This is a genomic window from Hansschlegelia sp., from assembly GCF_035538955.1.
In the GTDB taxonomy this organism is placed as follows: Bacteria; Pseudomonadota; Alphaproteobacteria; order Rhizobiales; family Methylopilaceae; genus Methylopila.
This window is the reverse complement of the sequence record NZ_DATLJK010000014.1, coordinates 279,093-299,004: the sequence shown is the minus strand read 5'-3', so window position 1 is coordinate 299,004 and position 19,912 is coordinate 279,093. Positions and strand designations below refer to the sequence as shown.

Sequence of the window (19,912 nt, the reverse complement as noted above, 5' to 3'; positions counted from 1 at the left end):
AAGGCGCGCGGCAAGGCTTCTCGTCCGTCTTCGCTGCCGCCGCCGCCGCAGATTGAGGTCGCGAAGCCGGCGGCCGTGAAACTCGCCGGCGCTCCGGGACGATTGCCGTGCGGACCGCCCGTCGCCATCATCGACATCGGATCCAACTCCGTCCGCCTCGTCGTTTATGAGGGGCTGTCGCGGGCCCCGACGGCGATGTTCAACGAGAAGGAGCTCTGCGCGCTCGGCCGATCCGTCGCCACCACGGGGCGGCTTGCCGAGGAGTCGACGTCGCGCGCGCTCGCGGCGCTGCGCCGATTCCGCGCGCTCGCCCGGGCGATGGGCGTCGGCCGCATGTATGTGCTGGCGACCGCAGCCGCGCGCGACGCCGACAACGGACCGGAATTCATAGCCGAGGCGGAGCGGATCTGCGGGCAGCCGATCGAGCTGCTGTCCGGCAAACGCGAGGCGCGGCTTTCGGCGCTCGGCGTCGTCTCAGGATTCTTCAAGCCCGACGGCGTCGTCGGCGACCTGGGCGGCGGCAGCCTCGAACTGGTCGACGTCACGAAGCGGCGCGTGGGGGCGGGCGCGACCCTGCCGCTCGGCGGCATCCGGCTGCAGGACGCTTCCGACCGGTCCATCAAGAAAGCCGACCGGCTTGTTCGTGACGCGCTTGAAAGCTCCGGCCATCTCGACGGACTGAAGGACAGGACCTTCTACGCCGTCGGCGGGACATGGCGCGGACTCGCGCACATGCACATGGTGCAGAAGAATTTCCCGCTGCACGTCCTGCACGGCTACACGATACCCGCCCGCGAGGCGCTGGAGTTCTGCCGCGTCGTGCGCCGCGTGGACCCCGACACCCTCCCGGCGATCGGCGTTGTCTCCGCCGAGCGCCGCCCGCTGCTGGCCTATGGCGCGCTGGTGCTGGAGCACATCATTCGCCTTGGAAAGCCGCGGGAAGTGGTGATGTCCGGCCTCGGCGTGCGCGAGGGGCTGCTCTACGACCTGCTCGACGACGAGGCGCGCCGCGAGGACGCGCTGCTCGCCTCGGCCCGCGAGCTCGGATGGCTGCGCGCCAGAGCGCCGCGGCACGGCGATGACCTCATCGAGTGGACGGACCGGCTGTTCCGCAGCGTCGACATCGACGAGAGCGCAGAGGAACGCCGCTGGCGGCACGCCGCCTGCCATCTCGCCGACGTCGCCTGGCGGGTCCATCCGGACTATCGCGGCGAGCAGGCTCTCGACATGATCGCCCACGCGGCCTTCGTGGGCATCGATCATCCGGGCCGCGCCTTCGTGTCCCTCGCGGTGTTCTACCGGCACATGGGACTGCTCGACGACGAGGCGAGCCCGCGCATCCGGGAGCTCGCCTCCACCCGAATTCTGGACAGGGCGCGCACGCTCGGCGCGGCGATGCGCGTCGCCTACCTGATCTCCGCCGCCGTTCCTGGCGTCCTGCCGCGCACGCCGATCGGCCTGAAGCGCGAGGTGCTGACGCTCAAACTTCCGATGGAGCTCGCAGATTTGGCGAGCGAGCGGCTGAAGAACCGCCTGCAGAAGCTGGGCAAGCTGCTGGCGCGGCGCACGGCGATCATCAACGTATGAGCGCCTCGTCCAGACGTCCACGCGCGGACGCCTCCGTAAAAACCGCGCCCACGCCGCCAGAGAAGGTCGAGGCCGAGCTCGCGCGCCACATCCTCCCGAGTTCCGGGACGATGATCGGCATATGCACGACGCTTGTGGGCCTGGTGAAGCTGCTGGAAGGCCGCACCGGGCCGAGCCATGTCGACGAGTACGGCGCCATGATCGGCGTCGCCTTTCTGGGCAGCGCGATCTTCTCCTACCTGGCGATCCGGCTGTCGCATCGGACCCCTCACGTCAGCCGCGGACTGGAGCGGAGCGCCGACGCGCTGTTCCTGATCGGCCTGTTGACGCTCGTGATGTTGGTCGGGCTGTTCGCGTTCGAGAGCATCTAAGCCTAGTCGACGGCGGCGCTCGCAGGCGGCGGAGCGCCACGGTCGCGGTCCCGCTCCCGATTGCGCCGCGGACGGGGAGCCGGGAGGGGTGCCTCGTCGCCCGCCGCCCGCTCGAGCGCGACCACCCGGCCGCGCTCCACCGCGAGCGCGAGCGTTCCGGCCTTCAGCTTCAGGGCCTGCTCTCCGAACAGTTCGCGCCGCCAGCCATGCAGCGCGGCGACCTCCGCCTCGTCATCCGCGGCGATCCGCTCGAGGTCGTCGACGCTGGCGATGATCTTGGCCGCGACCGCGTTGCGCTCGGCGATCATCCGCAACAGGACCTTGAGCAATTCGACCGTCGCGGGGTTCGCGCCGGAGCCGCCGCGCTCCCGTTCGAGGGCGGGCAGCGTCTCCGGATCACGTGCGAGGCCGCGGGCCACGGCCTCCAGTATGTCCTGCGCGGCGCGCGAGCGCTCATAGCCGCGCGGGAAGGCGCGCAGCCCCGCAAGCGCTTCGACGGTACGCGGGGCGCGGGCGGCGACCTCGAGCAGCGCGTCGTCCTTCAGCACCCGCGACCGCGGCACGTCGCGACCCTGAGCTTCGCTCTCGCGCCACGCCGCGACCTCCATCATCACGGCGAGATCGCGGGACTTGCGCAGTCTGGAGCGGAATCGCTGCCAGGCGTCCTCGGGATGCGACTGGTAGGTGGCGGGCGAGGTCAGAACCTCCATCTCCTCCCGCACCCAGTCGGCGCGGCCCCGCTTGTCGAGGTCCCGCGACAGCTTCTCGTAGACTTTGCGCAGATGGGTGACGTCGGCGATCGCGTAAGTGATCTGGTCGTCGGACAGCGGCCGACGGCTCCAGTCGGTGAAGCGCGAGGACTTGTCGAGCGTAACGCCGACGGTCCGCTGCACCAGCTGGTCGTAGGAGATCGAGTCGCCGAAACCGAGCACCATCGCGGCGACCTGCGTGTCGAACACCGGATGCGGGATCCGGCCAGCGAGATGGTGGAAGATCTCGATGTCCTGGCGGCCCGAGTGGAACACCTTGAGCACAGACTCGTCGGACATCAGCTCGTAGAGCGGCGCGAGATCGATGCCGGGCGCCAGCGCGTCGACCACCACCGGCCCCTCTTCGTCGGCCAGTTGCACGACGCAGAGCTTCGGCCAGAAGGTCGTTTCTCGCAGGAACTCGGTGTCGACGGTGACGAAGGGCGCCTGCGCCATCCGGGCGCAGACTTCTGCAAGAGCGTCTGTGGTGGTGATCATCATCGTGGGGCCGCATATAGCGGCTTCGTTCAGCGATGTCTCGCCTCAGGGCTGGTCGTCTTGACAAGGCCGGGACCGCATGCCGTGGTCCGGTCGCTCTTGCGGCGGGGCTCCGCCGTCCGAAATCCAGGACTCGTCACCATGCATCGCTACCGCACCCACACCTGTGGGGAACTCAGGTCCGCCAATGTCGGCGAGACCGTCCGCCTCTCCGGCTGGGTTCATCGCGTGCGTGATCATGGCGGCGTGCTCTTCATCGATCTGCGGGACCACTACGGGCTGACCCAGGTCGTGGTCGATCCCGACAGCCCAGCCTTCAGGATGGCCGAGACCGTCCGTTCGGAGTGGGTGATCCGTTGCGACGGCCGGCTGCGGGCGCGTCCCGCCGGCACCGAGAACGCGGAGCTGCCCACCGGCCAAGTCGAGCTCTACTGCACCGAAATCGAGGTGCTGGGCCCGGCGGCCGAGCTGCCGCTGCCGGTGTTCGGCGACCAGGAGTACCCGGAGGAGACGCGGCTCCGGTACCGCTTCCTCGATCTTCGCCGGGAGCGGCTGCACAAGAACATTATGACGCGCGGCGCGATCATCGACGCCATGCGGGCGAAGATGAAGACGCAGGGCTTCTTCGAGTTCCAGACGCCGATCCTGACCGCGTCGAGCCCGGAAGGCGCGCGCGACTTCCTGGTGCCGAGCCGCATCCATCCCGGCAAGTTCTACGCGCTGCCGCAGGCGCCGCAGCAGTACAAGCAGCTGATCATGATGAGCGGCTTCGACCGCTATTTCCAGATCGCCCCCTGCTTCCGCGACGAGGATCCGCGCGCGGACCGTCTGCCGGGCGAGTTCTATCAGCTCGACCTCGAGATGAGCTTCGTCGAGCAAGAGGACATCTTCGCCGCGGTCGAGCCCGTCATCACGGGCGTCTTCGAGGATTTCGCCGGCGGCAAGCCTGTGACGAAGAACTGGCCGCGCATTCCCTATGCGGAGGCGCTGCGGAAATACGGCACCGACAAGCCGGACCTGCGCAACCCGCTCGTCATGCAGGACGTCTCGGAGCACTTCCGCGGCTCGGGCTTCAAGGTTTTTGCGCGGATGCTGGAGACGGAAGGCAATCAGGTCTGGGCGATCCCGGGGCCTGGCGGCGGAAGCCGGGCCTTCTGCGACCGCATGAACTCCTGGGCGCAGAGCGAGGGTCAGCCGGGCCTCGGCTACGTCATGTGGCGCGAAGGCGGGGAGGGCGCAGGCCCGATCGCGAACAACATCGGACCGGAGCGCACGGCGGCGATCCGCGATCAGCTCGGCCTGAAGGAAGGCGACGCGGCGTTCTTCGTGGCGGGCGACCCCTCCAAGTTCGTGCGCTTCGCCGGGATGGCGCGAACCAAGGTCGGCGAGGAGCTCAAGCTCGTCGATCACGACCGCTTCGAGCTCGCCTGGATCGTCGACTTCCCGATGTACGAGTACAACGAGGACGAGAAGAAGATCGACTTCTCCCACAACCCGTTCTCGATGCCGCAGGGCGGGCTGGATGCGCTGAACGGGCAGGACCCGCTTACCATCAAGGCCTTCCAGTACGACATCGCCTGCAACGGCTTCGAGATCGCGTCCGGCGGCATCCGCAACCATCGCCCCGAGGCGATGGTGAGGGCCTTCGAGATCGCCGGCTATGGCGAGAAGGACGTCGTTGAGCGGTTCGGCGGCATGTACCGCGCCTTCCAATATGGCGCGCCCCCGCATGGCGGCATGGCGGCCGGCGTCGACCGCATCGTCATGCTCCTGACCGGCGCGACGAATTTGCGCGAGATCTCGATCTTCCCGATGAACCAGCAGGCGCTCGATCTGCTGATGGGCGCGCCCTCCGACGTGACGCCGAAGCAGCTGCGCGAACTGCACATCCGGCTGAACCTGCCGCAGGGTCAGCCGGCGCCGGCCGCCAAATCGGCCTGAGGCCTCGCGTCAGCGCCGGTTGAGGATCGTGACGTCGATCGTCTGTGCGATCCCGGCCGGCCCGAGCGGCAGCGACTGAAGAAAGTCGATCAGCCGGGTGTCGGGCGTCTTCGGATTGATCGTGATCTCGATCGATCTCGGCTGCCGGATGAAGGCCGAAACCGCCTCCGCTGACTGTCTCGCGGGCGGACCGAACAGCGTCGCGATCTCGTCGCCGGCCCGGGTCGCGAGAGCGTCGCGGAAGGCGTCGTGCGGCTCGTCCGCCGCCTGCGCGGCGCGCCGAAGGGCAGTCTCGAACAGGCCGTCATTGCTAGCCGCGATCCTGAACGGCTCAAGGACGATCTCCGACAGCTTGTCGATGAACTCCGAACCGGTGCTGATCGCGAGCCGCGGGTCGACCTTGGCAAGGCCGCCCGAGGCGCGGATGGAGCCCAGATCCTCGATCTTCGCCTCCAGCGAGTTCAGCGAAAGCTCGCGGGTCGCGGGGTCGAGGGTGACGGCGAGGCGGGCTGAGCCACGGGCGCGCTCGAGCGCGACCGTGCGCAGGGTCGCCGCCAAGCTGGACCCTTCACGAGGAGCGATGTCGACGCCATCGAGCGCGAGCCCGACATGCTGCGGCACGGCGTCCAGCGGCGCGTTGACGTCCAGCTGCGCGTTCGCGACGGCGACATCGCCGATCGCGCCGGAAAAGCGGGCCTCATGCAGCTCGAGCCCGCCGATGCGTGGCGCGGTGCGGACGACGTCCTCCGCCGTCGGCTGCATCGCCAGCAGGATCTCATCCCGGCCGATGCGCTCGGCGTAGGCCGTGAGCCGCGAGGCGTCGAGGCCGCGCATCCGCGTCTGGGCGATCTGCAGCGAGCGGCCGCCCGGCTCCGAATAGGCCAGGCCGTCCACCGAAGCCTGTTCCAGACGCGCGTCCGCATAGGGTCCGATGGCGACCGCCCTCATGGTTGTCGTGAGGCGACGATCTTTGGCGGCTCCGACTTCGACGCCGAGACCGGACAGATGGATCGCCTCAAAGCTGACGGCGCGGACCGCCTCGACCATCATCAGCAGCTTCCGCCGGACGTCGGCCGGCGTCAGCGCCTCGTCGTCCTTCAGCTTCGCGACGATGTCGTCGATCTCGCTGAGCGTGAAGGTGAGCGGTCTCAGCTCAACCCCGGTCACGGAAGCTGCGTCGGCTTTGGCGGTGATTTCGCCGCTCCCGACGCCCCCGGCGCGGAGGGCAAGGCGGGACGCGGAGAATTCGCTGACGAGCGGCTGACGGTCGCCCACGCCGTCGCCTGCATAGAACCGCCAGAGGGTAGGCAGGTCGAGCCCGTCGAGCGACGCGGCGCTCGCGGTCAGCTCGAAAGCGGACGTCTCGCTGCGGCCGGATTTGGGCGCGCGGATCGAGACGCCCTCAATCGAGGCGATGTCGATCACGCCGTTCATCAGGCGCGTCACCGAGATATTCCTGAAGGAGCGGCGGATGCCGGTCCGCTCGGCGACAGTTTCGATCGAGGGAATGTTGATCGCGTCCACCGACACCTGCGCGATGACGTCGGCCTGGCTCCGGGCGCGATAGCCCGTCCCCGGCGTGGTGACCAATCCCTCCTCCGGGCCCGAATAGCCGCGGAGTTCGATGCGCGGAATGGTCGTCCGATCCGCCGCTGATGTGACGGCGATGTTTTCGAGCACGATCCTGCGGGCCGTGAGGCGGCCCTCGGACGGCCACGGCTCCACCAGCCTCAGAGACCCGATGCGCACTTTGGAGCCTGCGCCCGGGGGCACGATCGTCAGACCGTGGATCACCACGATCCGGTTCGCGAGTTCGACCGTCACCTCGCCTCTGTTCACCATCGAGGTGCTCCGCACCCGGATGTTCTCGAGCGTCGCGTCCACCCGGCTCTCGACGAGGGCTCGGATCACCCATGGCGCGGCGAGCGCCGCGACCGCGGCCAGGAGCAGCGCCGCGAGCGCTGTAACGACAAGTTTGCGGTTCATTGCGAGGCGAATCTCACGAGCGCTTTGCTGCCGACGATCTGATGCAATAACGGCATCCTCGGGTCGTTCCCCAGTCGGGCGTTCTCTTGACGTGCGGCCGGTCACGGCCGTCGCCGCTACGCGTCATGCCCTTGACGGCCGGCGGGAGAGGGCGCCATCCCCCTGAACGCGTTTCGCGCGCGCCGGAGGAACGTTCATGGCCAGCCAGATGTCGGACGATCTACGCACGGGAGCGCTGGTGTATCACCGCGGCTCCGCGATTACCGGCGCGCGTCCCGGCAAGCTCGAGATCAAGGCGACCAAACCCCTTGGCAACCAGCGCGATCTCGCGCTCGCCTATTCGCCCGGCGTCGCCGCCGCCTGCGACGCCATAGCGGAAGATCCGGACCAGGCTGCGGACCTGACCGTCCGCCAGAACCTGGTCGCAGTGCTGACCAACGGCACAGCCGTGCTTGGCCTCGGCGACATCGGTCCGCTGGCCGGGAAGCCGGTGATGGAAGGCAAGGCGGTGCTATTCAAGAAGTTCGCCGGGATCGACGTCTTCGACATCGAGGTCGCCGAGACGGACGCCCAGCGGCTGATCGACGTCGTGTGCGCCCTTGAGCCCACCTTCGGCGGAATCAATCTCGAAGACATCAAGGCGCCGGAGTGCTTCGAGGTCGAGGAGGGTTGCCGCGAACGAATGGGCATCCCGGTCTTTCATGACGACCAGCATGGCACGGCGATCATCGTTGCGGCCGCGATCACCAACGGGCTCGAACTCGCCGGCAAGCCGCTCGGCAGCGTCAAGATCGTGACCTCAGGCGCCGGCGCCGCCGCGCTCGCCTGCCTCAATCTGCTCGTCACGCTGGGCGCGAAGCGCGAGAACATCTGGGTCACCGACATCGATGGCGTCGTCTATGAGGGCCGCGAGGCGCTCATGGACCGCTGGAAGGCGGTTTACGCCCAGCAGACGGACAAGCGGACGCTCGGCGAGGTCATCGACGGCGCGGACGTCTTCCTCGGCCTCTCGGCGGGGGGCGTGCTGAAGCCCGACATGGTCAGGCGCATGGCCGAGCGGCCGATGATTCTGGCGCTCGCCAATCCGACGCCGGAGATCATGCCGGACGAGGCGCGGCAGGCGAGCCCCGGCGCGATGATCTGCACCGGTCGCTCCGACTTCCCCAACCAGGTCAACAACGTCCTCTGCTTCCCCTACATCTTCCGGGGCGCGCTCGACGTCGCGGCGACCACGATCAACGAGGCCATGAAGGCGGCCGCCGTGCGGGCGATCGCGGCGCTCGCGCGCGAGCCGTCATCGGATGTCGTGTCGCAGGCCTATGGCGGCGTCACCCGGCTGTTCGGCCCGGATTCGCTGATCCCCAGTCCGTTCGATCCACGGCTGATCCTGCGGATCGCGCCGGCGGTGGCGCGCGCGGCCATGGAGACCGGCGTCGCCCGTCGCCCGATCGCCGATTTCCGGGCCTACGAAGAGCAGCTCAACCGCTTCGTCTTCCGCTCCGGCTTCATCATGAAGCCGGTGTTCGCCGCCGCCCGGGCGGCGCCGAAGCGCGTGATCTATGCCGATGGCGAAGACGAGCGGGCGCTGCGCGCCGCGCAGGTCGCCATCGAGGAGGGGATCGCGACGCCGATCCTGATCGGCCGGCCGCATGTCATGGACGTCCGGGCAAGGCGTTTCGGCCTGACCTTCAAGCCCGGCGACGACGTCGAAACCATCAATCCCGAAGACGACCGTCGCTACCGGGACTACGTCGCGCTCTATCAGGAGCGCGCGGGCCGGCGCGGCGCGACGCTCGACCGGGCCCGCACCGTGGTGCGCACCAACGCGACCGTCATCGCGGCTCTCGCCGTTCAGCGCGGCGACGCCGACGCGATGATCTGCGGCATGGAAGGCCGCTTCCGCGACCACCTCACCGCGATCGACCACGTCATCGGACGCGCCGAGGAGGCTTGCGATTATTCCGCGCTGTCGCTGCTGATCAGCGGTCGTGGCGCGTATTTCCTGGCCGACACCTATGTGACGCCGGAGCCGGACGCGAAAAGCATCGCGGATTGCGCGATTCTCTGCGCCAAGAGCGTGGCGCGGTTCGGCCTGACGCCCAAGGTGGCGCTGCTCTCGCATTCCAGCTTCGGTTCGGACGACACGCCGGGCGCGATCAAGATGAGGGAGGCGCTCGCGCTGATCCGCGCGCGCGCGCCGGATCTGGAGGTCGACGGCGAGATGGCGGGCGACGTCGCGCTGCAGCCGGCGCTCCGCGAGCGGCTGCTGCCGGATTCGACGCTGACCGGCGAGGCCAACCTGCTGATCTTCCCGAACCTCGACGCGGCCAATATCGCGAGCCAGCTCATCAAGGGAATCGCGGACGCGCTGCCGGTGGGGCCGATTCTGATCGGGCCGGCGAAACCCGCGCATGTGCTGACGCCCTCGGTCACCGCACGCGGCGTCGTCAACATGACGGCGCTCGCAGTCGTGGAGGCGCAGGTCGTTGCGGAGCGCGTTCCCGCAGGCTGATTTAGCTGCGCATTAAGCTCCTTATGAGAGTTTCCACGCGTCTCGGAGTACGCGGCCCGCCCGCAGGACGAGCGGAGAGGCGCGCGTGGTGCGGGACGGCGGACACTCCTGGAAAAAGGCGCTGATCGGCGGGCTCGCCATCGCGCTGATTCCCGTTCTCGGCCTGAACGTCCTGCTTGCCGTCAATTTCGTCACGGCCTCCCAGCGCGACGCGGACGGGACTGCTTCGGAGGTCCTGGCCTTCGTCGAGGAGCGGCTCGACAACGCGTCCGCCGCTCTGATCGCGCTCGGCCTCAAGGGCGTGTCGACCTGTGCCGGGAACGAGGCCGCGGCGATTCAGGCCGCCTGGCGGCGCGCGCCATACATCTCGGAGATCGCGGTGGTCGACGCCGCAGGCGCGGCGACCTGCACGGGTCTCGGAACGCCGCGGGTGGTCAGGCGGGCTTCGGCGGAACACGGCGCCGTCAGCCCCGAGCTCACGTTGACGACAGTCGCGGCCGGAGACAATGGCGGGCAGCGCTTCATCCGTCTGCAATGGCGTTACGCCGGAGGCGACGGGCTGCGGGCGTTGGTGCCCGGCGACCAGCTGTTCCCGAAATTCCTCCGCGGCGGCGGCAGCGCAGCCTTCGCAGTGCAGGTGGTGATGCTCGGCGGGCCTCTTGTGGCGAGGCGGCTGCTCGATCCGACGCTGACCGATCCGCAGCCCTCCGTCATTCCGTCCGTGCACGCCGCCGCCGCGTCGAGCCGTTACCCGCTCCGGGTGGATATCGACGTGCCCGGCGGCGCCATCTCGCGGGCCAATCAGGGGCTGTTTCTCTACGCCAACCTTTCGGGCCTGCTGTTCGCGGCGCTGACGGTCGCGGGCGCCGTGTTGCTCAGCCGGCGTTCGGGCGGCCCCGTCCGGGAGATCTCGGACGGCATCCGCAGAGGCGAATTCATTCCCTACTACCAGCCGGTGATCGACATCGTGACGGGCAGGCTGACGGGCTGCGAGGTTCTGATCCGCTGGCGCAAACGCGACGGCCGCATCATTCCGCCGGGTCGGTTCATCTCGCTTGCAGAAGCGAGCGGAGAGATTTTTCCGATGACGCTCGCGCTGATGGAGACCGCGCGAGACGATCTGGCGGCCTTTTATCGCGATCGGCCCCATCTGAAGCTCGGCTTCAACCTGTTCGCCGGTCATTTCGACGATGTCGCCATCGTGGACGATGTCGAGGCGATCTTCTCAGGCTCGCCGATCCGGATGGGGCAGCTGATGTTCGAGGTGACCGAGCGGCAGCCGCTGCAGGACATCAGGCGGGCGAGGCAGGTGATTGCGCGCCTCCAGGAGCTCGGGGCCCGGGTGGCGCTCGACGACGTCGGGACGGGCCATGGCGGCCTCTCGTACCTTCTGAAGCTCGGCGTCGACGTGATGAAGATGGACAAGATGTTCGTCGACGCGATCGGCACGGATCGCTACTCGGTCGCGATCGTCGACAGCCTGGTCAAGCTCGCCGAGGACATGAACCTCGACCTGATCGCTGAGGGCGTCGAGACCATCGAGCAGGTCGAGTACCTCCGCGCCAAGGGCGTCAGGCTCGCACAAGGATATGTCTTCGCCCCGCCGCTGCCGGGGTCGTCCTTCCTCGCTCTGGTGGAGGCTATGGCCCCGCTCGCGCGGATGGAAACTGAAGACAACGTGAAACGTCTCGCCTCGGCCTGATTCACGGGCGTCGCGTCAGCGGTCAGTTCACCAGTTTGGCGCCTGGCGGGTAGCCGAACGCGCCGCAGCCCCTACAATCCAGAAATCCCAATCTGGAGCTCTGACGCCAATGAAGAAAATCGGCTCAATCGTCGCCATCTCCGCGGTCGCACTGGGTCTGGCGGCCTGCGGCGAGACCCGCAATGAGCGCACGCTCAGCGGCGCTCTGATCGGCACAGGCGTTGGCGCGGCCGCCGGCGGTCTGATCGCGGGCAACGCCACGGGCGCCGTGGTCGGCGGCGCTCTGGGCGCGGGCGCGGGCGCGGTGGTGGGCTCGCAGTCGCGCGGCGATCGCTCTCGCTGCTATGCGACCAACCGCTATGGCGAGCGCTATCGGGTGCCCTGCCGCTACTGAGGTCGCGAAAGCTCTCGACAAGAACGGGCGCTCTCTCCGGAGAGCGCCCGTTTTGTTACTGGCCGCGTGTTGCGCTGCTGGCGAAGCGGCGCGCCTCGTCCGCGGCGCGGAACAGCGCCTTGGCCTTGTTGACGCACTCGGCCTGCTCCGCGGCCGGCGACGAATCCGCCACGACCCCGGCGCCCGCCTGAACATGGATGCGCCCGTCCTTCACCACGGCGGTGCGCAGAACGATGCAGGTGTCCATCTCGCCATTGGCGCCGAAATAGCCGACGCATCCGGCGTAGACGCCGCGCTTGTCCTTCTCCAGTTCGTCGATGATCTGCATCGCGCGAACCTTCGGCGCGCCCGAGACCGTCCCGGCCGGGAAGCCGGCGATGAGCGCGTCCAGAGCGTCGTGCGGCGCAGCCAGCCGCCCCTCCACGTTCGACACGATGTGCATGACCTGGCTGTAGTATTCGAGGAAGAACTGGTCGGTGACCGCGACGGTGCCGATCTCCGATACCCGGCCGACGTCGTTTCTCCCGAGATCCAGCAGCATCAGGTGCTCGGCGCGCTCCTTGGGGTCCGCCAGCAGTTCCTCCGCCAAGGCGCGGTCCGCCGCCGCCGTCGCTCCGCGCGGACGCGTCCCGGCGATCGGGCGGATGGTGACCTTGCCGTCACGGACCCGCACCAGAATCTCCGGGCTCGACCCAACGATCTGAAACCCGCCGAAGTCGAGGTAAACCAGGAAGGGCGCCGGGTTCGTCCGGCGCAGGGCCCGGTATAGCGCGAAGGCGGGCAGGTCGAACGGCGCCTCGAAGCGCTGCGACAGCACCACCTGGAACACGTCGCCAGCCGCGATGTACTCCTTCGCCCGCTCGACCATCGCCTGGTACTCGGCCGGGGTGGTGTTGGAGCTGAGCTCGGCTGCGACGCCTGCCGCCGTCGCCCGCGCTGGCTCCTTCGGCACGGGCCGGTCCAGCCCCTCGACGATTTCCGTCAGCCGATCCACTGCGCGGGCATGCGCCGCCTCGGCCGCGATCCCGGCCGTCGGACGCACGGGCGTGACGACGGTGATCTCGTCCCTCACGGAGTCGAACACGATCATCACGGTCGGCCGCATCAGGACGGCGTCGGGCGTCCCGAGCCGGTCAGGGTTGGGAGGGCCGATCTCCTCCATCTCCCGAACCATATCGTAGCCCAGATAGCCGAAGACGCCCGCCGTCATCGGCGGGAGGCTCTCGGGAACGTCAATGCGGGATTCCGCAAGCAGCAGCCTGAGCGACTCAAGCGGGCGTTCGTCGCAGGGGGCGAACGCCTCCGGGTCCCGCAGCGCGTCGCGGTTGATCTCGGCCTGGCCGCCGCGGGAGCGCCACAGCACGTCCGGCCGCAGCCCGATCATCGAGTAGCGGCCGCGCGTCGCCCCGCCTTCGACGGATTCGAGCAGGAACGCGTTCGGCCGACCCTCCGCGAGCTTGAGATAGGCCGACACCGGCGTCTCGAGGTCGCCGACGAGCGTCGCGGCCACGACCTGAGGCTCTCCCGCCGCATATCCGGAGGAGAACGCCGCGACGTCGGGGAAAACGATCATGCTGGGCGCCCGGGGATCAGCCGGCCCCGCCGACGACCTCGGCGATCGCGCCGGGATCGAAGCGCGTGCCGAGATCCTCGCGGAGCTTCTGGACGAAGGCCGAGACGACGTCGGAGCCCATGCCGCTCGCGAGCTTGTCGAGCTGGCCGCTGTCGTCCGGCGCCGCCGGATCGAATGGCCGGATGTTCTCTGCCGTGACCTTGAACAGCAGCCGCGAGCCCGTCTCGTCCGCCGCCGTGGCGCCGAAGCCCTCGACGGGCGTCTGGAAAACGGCGGTGGCCTGCGCGGGCTTGATGGAGGGCGCCCCGCCGCTGCGGGTGGTCTCCGCCTGCTCGACCTGAAGCTTCTGCGCAGCGGCCACCTGATCCAGCGTCTTGCCGCCCTTCAGCTGGGCGAGCAGGTCGTCCGCGCGCTGGTCGAGGCGATGGCGCGCCTCGTCTTCGCGCCACCGGGCCTCGACCTGGGGGCGCGCCTCCTCGAACGACAGGTCGCGCGCTTCCGTGACGCCGCGCACGTCGAACCAGACATAGGCGTCATCGGCGGACACCACGTCCGAGTCGGTGTCCGGCTCGAACGCCTTGCTGAGAAGCTGCGACGACAGCGGAAGGTCGGAGATCGCGGCGCCGCCCGGGGTCCTGCCGGCGCGGTCGACGGCGTCGACCACCCGCACCGGGAGGTTCTGCGCCTTGCCGATCTCCTCGAGCGTGGCCCCGCCGAGGCGCGCCTCGTCGATCTTGTCGTGGATCGCGAGCACGTCCTTCTTGGCGGCCAGCTCGGCGAGCAGGGCGCGGATTTCCTCACGCACCGCGTCGAAGCTCTTCACCTGCTCGTTCTGGATTCCGGTGACCCGAAGAAGCACGGTCGCGTACTGGCCCTGCACGGGCGCGCTGACCTCGCCTTGCTTGAGCGCGAAGGCCGCGTCAGCGACCTTCCGGTCGAACATCTCCGCCTTGCTCAGATTGCCCAGGAAGGCGTCCTCGGGCTTGATCTTGCGCTGGATCATGACCTGCTCGAACAGCTCGCCTTTCTGAATCTGGTCGTAGGCCGCATGCGCCTCCTCCAGAGTCGGGAAGGAGATCTGCTCGATCGAGCGTTTCTCGAGATCGGAGTATTTGGGCTTGTTCGCCTCGTAATAGGCGCGGACCTCGCTGTCCGGGATCTCTTTCGAGGAGGCGAGCGCTTTCGCGTCCAGCGCCAGGACAGCAAGTTTGCGGTATTCGGGCGCGCGGAAGCCGCCTTTATGCTCATCGTAATAGGAGCGGAGCGCCTCTTCGCTGGGCGCGGGAATGGCGGCCGGATCTTCCGGCTTGAGCTCCAGATAGGCGATCGAGCGGCTGTCGGCGTTATAGGCGTGGATCGCTTGGCGCAGCGCGACAGGCGTCGTCATGTTCGCCGTCATCGCGTCGGTCAGCTGCTTGCGCGCCGTGAAGCTGCGCTGCAGCCGGATGTAATCCTTCTCGCTCAGATTGTTCTGCCGCAGGATCTCGTTGAACGTCGCCCGGTCGAAGCCGCCGGTCGGACCGCGGAAGATCTCGTCCTCCTGAACCTCGCGGGCGACCTCCTCGTCGCTGACTGAGAGCCTGAGCTTGGCGATGCGCGCGTCGATCGCCGCCTCATTGACCATATTGCCCAGAACCCGCTCGCCGATGCCCGCGAGCCGAGCCTGCTCGGGCGTGATCACGCGCTTGGCCTGCTGGCTGACGCGGCGGAGCTCGTTCGAATAGGCGTTGCGGAATTCCTCGACCGAGATCTTGCGGTCGCCGACGATGGCGGCGTTCCGGCCGCCTCCGCCGATGCGGAAAATGTCGGCGATGCCCCAGACGGCGAAGCTCAGGACGAGCACTCCGAGGAAGAGCTTGGCGACCCAGCCGGCGGCGCCGTGACGGAGCGTCTGAAGCATCGCGGAATCACGTCTCGCGTTAAGGAGCTCGGGGAGCGGCGCGCCGCTCGACGGGTGGCGAGAGCTGACACGCCTCGCTGGCCGCCGCAAATCGCAAGCGCGGGAGGAATTTGCAAGCGTCACGGCTTCTGATACGTCGCGACCGCCCCGCCGGTACGGCGCGGCCCCGCTTCCGGAGGCAGTGCAGATGTCGAACGCCGCGCGCAAGCCGCTCATCGCCGGCAATTGGAAGATGAATGGTCTCGGGGCTTCGGCGCCGGAATTCGTGCGGATCGTCGGCGCGTATCAGGGGCCGCTGAAGAACGCCGTGGACATCATGGTGTTTCCGCCGGCGACGCTGCTGACGAGCTTCGCCACCGCGACCCGCGGCGCCGGCGTGATTGTCGGCGCGCAGGATTGCCATGCCGCGCCCTCGGGCGCTCACACCGGTGATATCTCCGCCGAAATGATCGCGGACGCCGGCGGCAAAGCAGTGATCGTCGGTCATTCCGAGCGCCGCGCCGACCACTGCGAGGCCGACGCGATCGTCCGCGCCAAGGCCGAGGCGGCCCTGCGCGCCGGACTCGTGGCCATCGTCTGCGTCGGCGAGACCGAGGAGGAGCGGGCCGCCGGCGCGGCGTTCGAAGTCGTCGAGCGGCAGCTCGAAGGATCGCTGCCCAACGCCGCACGGGCGAAGACCGTGGTCGTGGCCTACGAGCCTGTTTGGGCGATCGGCACCGGCGTCACGCCCACCGTGCAGGACGTCGCCGAGATGCACGGCCGGATCCGACGCGCGCTGCAGGCCCGGTTCGGCCAGGAAGGCGAGTGGATGCGGATTCTCTATGGCGGCTCGGTCAAGCCGGAGAACGCCGCCGAGCTGCTGAGCGCCGCCGACGTCGATGGCGCTCTCGTGGGCGGCGCCAGCCTGAAGGCGGACGATTTCCTGGCGATCGCACAAGCCGCCAAGCGCTGAGCGGCGCCGATCCGGACGAGGGGCGAGGCTGACCGCTTCGTGCGCTAGGTGGCGGGCGTCGCCGCAGTGGTGTACAGAGCGCGGCTCGCGATCTCCGACGCGGACCCCTTTTTACGATCGAGCCCCATGCAGACCGTCCTCATCGTCATCCATCTCATGATCGTGCTCGCGCTGGTCGTGGTCGTGCTGCTCCAGCGCTCCGAGGGCGGAGGGCTCGGCATTGGCGGCGGCGGCGGCTTTATGGCGGGACGCGGCCAGGGCAATCCGATGTCGCGGCTGACCGCCTATCTGGCGGCGGGCTTCTTCGCCACGAGCATCTCGCTCACCATCGTGGCCGGCTATGGCGGCGGATCGGTGTTCGACCGGTTGCAGCCGACCGGCGCGCAGCCCACTCCGGCGACTTTGCCAGGTTCGCCGAGCGCGCCGCTCGGAAGCGGCAAGGGCGGCATCCTGCCCAGCCTGCAGCCTGCGGGCGGCGAGCAGAAGGCGGAAGAAGGCGCAGGCGCGCCGCCGCAGCCGGCGGGCGCGGCTCCGACGCCTCAGAACGCCGCTCCTGTCCCGTCTGGCGAGCAGCAGAGCGCCCCGCAGCAGCCGACGCCTCCGGCCGCCGCCGAGCAGCCGCAGGCGCCCAAGCCCCAGCAGTGATCGCGGCGAGCGCGGCGTAAAGGTCAACGCCAGAATCAAAAAGGCCCGGATTGCTCCGGGCCTTTCTTTTTGCGTCGAGGCTGGCGGGCGCGCGGTGCGCCGCGCCTTACGCGCCGGAGGCGCGGCGGCTCCACCAGCCGGTGCGGCGCGGCCGGTTCGGATCTTCCGCAACCGGCTCAAGCTCCGCGGGCCGACGCGGCTCGGGCGCGGGCTCCGGCGACGGCTCGGCCGCCTGAGATCCGGCATCTTCCACGACGACAGGCTCGACGGCAGCCGAGACTTCTTCGGCCGGCACGTCTTCAGACGGCTGAACCGCGATCTCCGCCGCCTGAGCGGGCTCTGCCGCCGCAGGCTGTTCGTCGACCGACGCGGCGGCCTCGGCCACGACGGGCGCCACGCCCGTCAGAACAGCCGCTTCGCCGTCCTCGCCATTCTGGACGGGCTCGTTCTCCGCGCCAGCCTCCGCTTCTTGCTCGAGCGGCTCGTCGCGACGATTGCGGCGTCCGCCGCGACGACCGCGGCGGCGGCGCTTGCCGTTTTCCTCGGAATCGTCATCGGAATCGGCCGCTTCGGTAGGCTCAATCGGCGTGGCGACCAGCGGCGTCTGCTCCGCCACGTCGCTGACCACGGCCTCGCGAGGTTCATCGCTGTCCTCCGCGTCATCCTGGTCCTGCCCCTCGGAGGCGGATTCGAGGCCCTGATCGCCCTCGCCACGACCCCCGCCACGGCGCCGCCGACGCCGCCGACGACGGCGGCCGGCGCCGCCCTCGAGCGTGTCCTCGTCGCCGCCCGCCTGCTGTTCGGGCTCCTCGCGCGCTTCCGGAACGACAAGCTCAGCCGTCTCCACGACAGGCTCGAGCTCCTCCGGCTCCACGCTGTCGACCCGCACCTGGGTGACGTTGAGCCGGGGCTCCCCGGTCGCCGGATCGGTGCGCTCGACCAGCGCATGCTGGCCGGCCGGCAGATGCTCTTCCGCCGCGAAGGTGACGAACACGCCGAACCGGTCCTCGATCTCCCGCAGATGGCCCCGCTTCTGGTTCAGGATGTAGAGCGCGACCTCGCCGCGAGTCTTCACCAGCAGGTTGCGGGACGCGTCCTTGCGGAGATTGTCCTCGACGGTGCGCAGCACATGGAGCGCCACCGAGGGAACCGCGCGCACGATGCCGGCGCCGTTGCAGAGCGGGCAGACTTCGCTCGAGCTTTCCAGGACGCCGGTGCGGATGCGCTGACGCGACATCTCCATCAGGCCGAAATGCGAGATCCGGCCGAGCTGGATGCGGGCGCGGTCGTCCTTCAGGCAGTCCTTGAGCTTCTTCTCGACGGCGCGATTGTTGCGCGCCTCTTCCATGTCGATGAAGTCGATCACGATCAGGCCGGCGAGGTCGCGCAGACGAAGCTGGCGGGCGACCTCCTCGGCGGCCTCGAGATTGGTGCGGAGCGCCGTGTCTTCGATGTTGTGCTCGCGCGTGGAGCGTCCCGAGTTCACGTCGATCGCAACCAGCGCCTCGGTCTGGTTGATCACGATGTAGCCGCCGGACTTCATCGTCACGATGTTGGAGAACATCGCGTCGAGCTGGGTTTCGACGCCCATCTTCGAGAACAGCGGCTGGCTGTCGCGGTAGGGCTGCACGATCTTCGCATAGCTCGGCATGAGCATGCGCATGAAGTCCTTGGCCTCGCGGTAGCCTTCCTCGCCGGCGACCAGAACTTCGTCGATGTCCTTGTTGTAGAGGTCGCGGATGGAACGCTTGATGAGCGAGCCTTCCTCATAGACCAGAGCCGGCGCCGTCGACTTGAGCGTAAGCTCGCGCACCGTCTCCCACAGGCGCATCAGATATTCGAAGTCGCGTTTGATCTCGGGCCGAGTGCGGCTCGCGCCCGCGGTCCGCAGAATGACGCCCATGCCCTCCGGCACCTCGAGGTCGGAGGCGACCTCCTTCAGCCGCTTGCGATCCTGTGCTGAGGTGATCTTGCGCGAGATGCCGCCGCCGCGCGCGGTGTTCGGCATCAGCACCGAGTAACGCCCGGCGAGCGACAGATAGGTGGTGAGGGCGGCGCCCTTCGTGCCGCGCTCTTCCTTGACGACCTGCACCAGCAGGATCTGCCGGCGCTTGATGACTTCCTGGATCTTGTAGGAGCGCAGCCGGCGCGGCGCGCGCTCGGGCATCTCCTCGAAGGCCTCCCCGGCGCCGACCGACTCGACCGGATGCTCCTCCGGATCGCCGTTCTCGACCTTCTCCTCCTGCTCGGCGACGTGCTGCTCGATCGCAGCGTCAGCCTCGCTCCGGGAGGCGTCGTCGCCTTCCTGCGCCTCAGGCTTCTCAGCGGAAGCGTTGTCCCCGTCGGAGGACGCCTCGGCATCGGCGGAGACAGCGTCGCTTCCGTCTGAAGACGTCGCCTTCGGACGCGCGCGACCGCGCCGCCGCCGTCCGCCCGCAGGCTTCTCCTCGGCGGCCTCTTCCTCGGCTTCGGCCTTCTCGTCTTCCGCGATCAGCGCCTGCCGGTCGGCGACCGGGATCTGGTAGTAGTCGGGATGGATTTCGCTGAAGGCGAGGAAGCCATGGCGGTTGCCGCCATATTCGACGAACGCCGCCTGAAGCGACGGTTCGACCCGCGTCACCTTCGCGAGATAAATGTTCCCGCGAAGCTGCTTGCGGTTTGCGCTCTCGAAGTCGAACTCCTCGACTCGCGAGCCTCGCACGACGACCACCCTCGTCTCCTCGGGATGGGTGGCGTCGATGAGCATCTTATTGGCCATGTATAGAACTCTTGGGTACGGCCGAGCCGGCCTGCAGCCGTCGAGATCGACAGCGCGGGCAGGGCGCGCGGAACGCGCGGGGGCTCGGCGGCGGTTGGAATGATTGAGCCGGAGCGGCGCCGCTTTCGCAGAGCCAGCGCGGCGCGCGTATCCGGCGAACGCCGGCGAAGCCGACGGATCGAGGTTTCGGACGGAGCGAAAGCGGCGTGTCTCGCCGTGCGCATTGGTCCGAGCCACCTCGCAAATCTGGAACGGCCCGGGCTCGGTCGCCGGAGCGCGTCTCGTGACGTCACAGCGGGCCCGGCGACACAGTCGGGGGCCGCTCACGGCGTCGTCCCGGCCTG

Annotated in this window: 13 protein-coding genes; 8 read left to right on the top strand and 5 right to left on the bottom strand. The window is 68.7% G+C overall.

Going from position 1 to position 19,912, the window contains the following annotated elements; translation table 11 throughout:
- Positions 1-75: 75 nt before the first annotated feature.
- Together ppx and VM780_RS10815 are read left to right on the top strand one after the other, a co-directional pair.
- Positions 76-1,587: an exopolyphosphatase gene (gene ppx / locus VM780_RS10820; protein ID WP_325447587.1), complete on the top strand. Its 1,512-nt coding sequence runs from the start codon at positions 76-78 to the stop codon at positions 1,585-1,587.
- Positions 1,584-1,958, top strand: coding sequence for a hypothetical protein (locus VM780_RS10815; RefSeq protein ID WP_325447282.1), 375 nt, complete (start codon positions 1,584-1,586; stop codon positions 1,956-1,958). Before ppx ends, VM780_RS10815 begins: the two co-directional genes overlap by 4 nt.
- A gap of 2 nt (positions 1,959-1,960) precedes the next feature.
- Here the strand turns inward: VM780_RS10815 and rnd are convergent, their stop codons facing one another.
- Positions 1,961-3,208, bottom strand: coding sequence for a ribonuclease D (gene rnd / locus VM780_RS10810; RefSeq protein WP_325447281.1), 1,248 nt, complete (start codon positions 3,206-3,208; stop codon positions 1,961-1,963).
- Between the two features lie 138 nt (positions 3,209-3,346).
- Between rnd and aspS the strand changes: the two genes are divergently transcribed.
- Positions 3,347-5,146: an aspartate--tRNA ligase gene (aspS, locus tag VM780_RS10805; RefSeq protein ID WP_325447280.1), complete on the top strand. Its 1,800-nt coding sequence runs from the start codon at positions 3,347-3,349 to the stop codon at positions 5,144-5,146.
- 9 nt (positions 5,147-5,155) lie between these two features.
- Here aspS and VM780_RS10800 read toward each other — a convergent pair whose 3' ends face one another.
- On the bottom strand, positions 5,156-7,132 hold the full coding sequence (locus VM780_RS10800) for a hypothetical protein (protein WP_325447279.1): 1,977 nt from the start codon (positions 7,130-7,132) through the stop codon (positions 5,156-5,158).
- Between the two features lie 196 nt (positions 7,133-7,328).
- On the opposite strand from VM780_RS10800, the gene VM780_RS10795 reads away from it, so the two are divergent.
- From VM780_RS10795 to VM780_RS10785, 3 genes are all read left to right on the top strand, one after another.
- Positions 7,329-9,644 carry an NADP-dependent malic enzyme gene (locus VM780_RS10795; RefSeq protein ID WP_325447278.1) on the top strand — a complete coding sequence of 772 codons (2,316 nt, stop codon included), beginning with the start codon at positions 7,329-7,331 and terminating at the stop codon, positions 9,642-9,644.
- Positions 9,645-9,729: 85 nt separating this feature from the next.
- On the top strand, positions 9,730-11,346 hold the full coding sequence (locus VM780_RS10790; protein ID WP_325447277.1) for an EAL domain-containing protein: 1,617 nt from the start codon (positions 9,730-9,732) through the stop codon (positions 11,344-11,346).
- 109 nt (positions 11,347-11,455) lie between these two features.
- Entirely contained in the window at positions 11,456-11,740 is a 285-nt protein-coding gene (locus tag VM780_RS10785) for a YMGG-like glycine zipper-containing protein (protein WP_325447276.1), read from the top strand.
- Positions 11,741-11,795: 55 nt separating this feature from the next.
- On the opposite strand, the gene trpE is transcribed toward VM780_RS10785, so the two are convergent.
- Positions 11,796-13,313 (bottom strand): anthranilate synthase component I, encoded by a 1,518-nt coding sequence (gene trpE / locus VM780_RS10780; RefSeq protein ID WP_325447275.1) that lies wholly within the window; start codon positions 13,311-13,313, stop codon positions 11,796-11,798.
- A gap of 16 nt (positions 13,314-13,329) precedes the next feature.
- Positions 13,330-15,213 (bottom strand): SurA N-terminal domain-containing protein, encoded by a 1,884-nt coding sequence (locus VM780_RS10775; protein WP_325447274.1) that lies wholly within the window; start codon positions 15,211-15,213, stop codon positions 13,330-13,332.
- 187 nt (positions 15,214-15,400) lie between these two features.
- Between VM780_RS10775 and tpiA the strand changes: the two genes are divergently transcribed.
- The gene (gene tpiA, locus VM780_RS10770; protein WP_325447273.1) at positions 15,401-16,165 is read left to right on the top strand and encodes a triose-phosphate isomerase; all 765 of its coding nucleotides are present in this window, start codon (positions 15,401-15,403) and stop codon (positions 16,163-16,165) included.
- Between the two features lie 126 nt (positions 16,166-16,291).
- On the top strand, positions 16,292-16,810 hold the full coding sequence (gene secG, locus VM780_RS10765) for a preprotein translocase subunit SecG (protein WP_325447272.1): 519 nt from the start codon (positions 16,292-16,294) through the stop codon (positions 16,808-16,810).
- Between the two features lie 106 nt (positions 16,811-16,916).
- On the opposite strand, the gene VM780_RS10760 is transcribed toward secG, so the two are convergent.
- Positions 16,917-19,568: a ribonuclease E/G gene (locus VM780_RS10760; RefSeq protein WP_325447271.1), complete on the bottom strand. Its 2,652-nt coding sequence runs from the start codon at positions 19,566-19,568 to the stop codon at positions 16,917-16,919.
- Between the last annotated feature and the right edge of the window lie 344 nt (positions 19,569-19,912).

Bases quoted from the DNA above. Each gene is read 5' to 3' on its own strand.
- VM780_RS10815 (WP_325447282.1), top strand. From the start codon at position 1,584: ATGAGCGCCTCGTCCAGACGTCCACGCGCGGACGCCTCCGTAAAAACC.
- rnd (WP_325447281.1), bottom strand. From the start codon at position 3,208: ATGATGATCACCACCACAGACGCTCTTGCAGAAGTCTGCGCCCGGATG.
- aspS (WP_325447280.1), top strand. From the start codon at position 3,347: ATGCATCGCTACCGCACCCACACCTGTGGGGAACTCAGGTCCGCCAAT.
- VM780_RS10800 (WP_325447279.1), bottom strand. From the start codon at position 7,132: ATGAACCGCAAACTTGTCGTTACAGCGCTCGCGGCGCTGCTCCTGGCC.
- VM780_RS10795 (WP_325447278.1), top strand. From the start codon at position 7,329: ATGGCCAGCCAGATGTCGGACGATCTACGCACGGGAGCGCTGGTGTAT.
- VM780_RS10785 (WP_325447276.1), top strand. From the start codon at position 11,456: ATGAAGAAAATCGGCTCAATCGTCGCCATCTCCGCGGTCGCACTGGGT.
- trpE (WP_325447275.1), bottom strand. From the start codon at position 13,313: ATGATCGTTTTCCCCGACGTCGCGGCGTTCTCCTCCGGATATGCGGCG.
- VM780_RS10775 (WP_325447274.1), bottom strand. From the start codon at position 15,213: ATGCTTCAGACGCTCCGTCACGGCGCCGCCGGCTGGGTCGCCAAGCTC.
- tpiA (WP_325447273.1), top strand. From the start codon at position 15,401: ATGTCGAACGCCGCGCGCAAGCCGCTCATCGCCGGCAATTGGAAGATG.
- secG (WP_325447272.1), top strand. From the start codon at position 16,292: ATGCAGACCGTCCTCATCGTCATCCATCTCATGATCGTGCTCGCGCTG.
- VM780_RS10760 (WP_325447271.1), bottom strand. From the start codon at position 19,568: ATGGCCAATAAGATGCTCATCGACGCCACCCATCCCGAGGAGACGAGG.